This is a genomic window from Shewanella glacialipiscicola, assembly GCF_023283485.1.
GTDB classification, from domain to species: Bacteria; Pseudomonadota; Gammaproteobacteria; order Enterobacterales; family Shewanellaceae; genus Shewanella; species Shewanella glacialipiscicola.
This window is the reverse complement of record NZ_JAKILU010000060.1, coordinates 1-856: the sequence shown is the minus strand read 5'-3', so window position 1 is coordinate 856 and position 856 is coordinate 1. Positions and strand designations below refer to the sequence as shown.

1 pseudogene is annotated in these 856 nt (G+C 43.1%); it reads right to left on the bottom strand.

Annotated features, from left to right (window positions below):
- Positions 1-782 (bottom strand): annotated as a pseudogene (locus L2717_RS18060) (IS3-like element ISSba3 family transposase); the annotation flags it as partial.
- Positions 783-856: the final 74 nt, after the last annotated feature.

Below are 856 nucleotides of genomic sequence, written 5' to 3'. Positions count from 1 at the left end.
GCGTTTGTCTATGTGCCATCCCACAATCCGGCGTGAATATAAATCCATCACCACAGCCAAATACATCCAGCCTTCACCCGTCTTTAAATAGGTCACGTCACCCGCCCAGACCTGATTAGCCGATACTGGATTAAAGTTCATATTTAACAGGTTATCAGCCACTGCATCTGAGTGTTTTCGCTGCGTAGTCACCTTATAAGCACGTCGCTGGGTTGCTTTGAGTCGAAGGCGGTGCATAATTTTACGAACGAGATAGCGACCAACCTGGTAGCCTTCCTTGCGCAATTTTTTCACCATTTCACGATTCCCTAAGCTGCCTCGACTTTGCTTAAATAGCTGTCGAACAAGGCGATAAAGCTTCAGTGTTTCAAGGCTTATCACGTTTGCAGGGCGTTTATGCCAATCGTAATAGCCTGACTTACTGACACTCATTACTCGACATAACAGTGCTATGGGAAACAGGTGAGATTGCAGTTTGATGAAACGAAATCTTACTTCATTTCTCTCGCAAAGAAGGCGCTTGCCTTTTTTAGAATTTCTTTCTCCATGCGTAATTCTTTGTTTTCTCTACGCAATCGCTTCAATTCATCCCGCTCAGACTCTTCTAAGGTGATACCTTGTTTCAGGGCTTCGTGTTTTTCTTTCCAGTTGTAAAGCAGGCTCGTGCTAACTCCAAGAGACTTTGCCGCATCGGCAACGCTATAACCTTGTTCTAGCACCATCAAGACGGCTTCATCTTTAAATGCCTGCGGATAACTCTTATGTGATTTTTTTAAACTCATATAGACCTCTTAATTTATAATTTATTGACCATACTGTCTCAAAATTAAGTGTCCGATGGGATTAGACCAGAACA